The 959-nt window shown below is 73.5% G+C and carries 1 protein-coding gene and 1 pseudogene; one reads left to right on the forward strand and one right to left on the reverse strand.

The genetic code is table 11. The features are described 5' to 3' along the window. Positions 1–242 (reverse strand): hypothetical protein (locus tag FUT87_RS27515; protein WP_147243028.1); only part of this gene is annotated, 242 nt, incomplete at its 3' end. Between the two features lie 226 nt (positions 243–468). Here FUT87_RS27515 and FUT87_RS27520 point away from each other — a divergent pair. Continuing rightward, positions 469–959: pseudogene (locus FUT87_RS27520) on the forward strand (hypothetical protein); the annotation flags it as partial.

Consider the following 959-nt stretch of genomic DNA (forward strand, 5'->3'; position numbering starts at 1 on the left):
CTCCGCCGGGCATGCCCTGCTGCCCCTTGCTGCCCCTGCTGCTGGGCCTGCAGCGACTGCAGGAGCTGCTGCACCAGCATCGCGATGATCTGCTGGACCAGCATGGTCATGAGCGGCGCGATGACGTTGGCCGGGGATGCGGGCTGCGGGTCCGCGTAGAGCTGCTGCTGGTACAGCTGCTGCATCGGCGACAGGCGCGGGCCGCTGCCGTTGAGGGAAGAGATCGGATCGATGGCGCTCATGGACGATTCCTGTGCGAGGACATGGGGATTCACCCCTGACTCTCGGGACCGGACCCGGGCGACGGTCGACAGCCGCCGAACCGCCGTCCGGCGAAGCGAAGACATCGCCTTCCGCGGCGGCATGCGCCCGTCGCGCCGGCGCCCCTTCGCGCCCGACGCCAGTCCTTCGCCCCGGCGCGGCTGGCCGTCATGACCGCTCGCCACGATCGGGACGAAGGAGCAGTCCATGTCCTTCACCACTCGAATCGCGCGCCAACTCGGCCTCTCTCGTGTCGCCATCGACACGCCGCTCTCCCAGGAACAGCGCACGCCGCTGCTGCCCAGCACAGCAATCCGCCCGCTGGATGCTCCGCCGGCCCGGCCGCAGCCGGAGTCCGCCACCGCGCCGCGCGCTGCGCTGCCGGCCCGGCCGGTCGAGGCCGGCGACGCCGCCGCAGCCGCCGTGTCGCCGCCCGAGACACCGTCCCGCGCCGCACCCACCGGCGCGGTGCTGCTGGACACGATGCGCGTCGACCGGCCCGACCTGGCCCCGCTGATCGCGACGCTGTTCACCCGCGACGGCACGATGCCGGAAGACCTGGCGCGCCTGTCCGGCCAGCTGTCGCGGCTGGACCTGTCCGGCGTGCCACCCACGCCCGACCTGCCGTCCGCGCCGGTGGTGCTGCTGGCGCAGTCGCTGGCCGCGGCCTGCGAAGGCGACGCGCGGCTGGCGCTGGA

The sequence above is a fragment of the Mitsuaria sp. TWR114 genome (assembly GCF_007997345.1).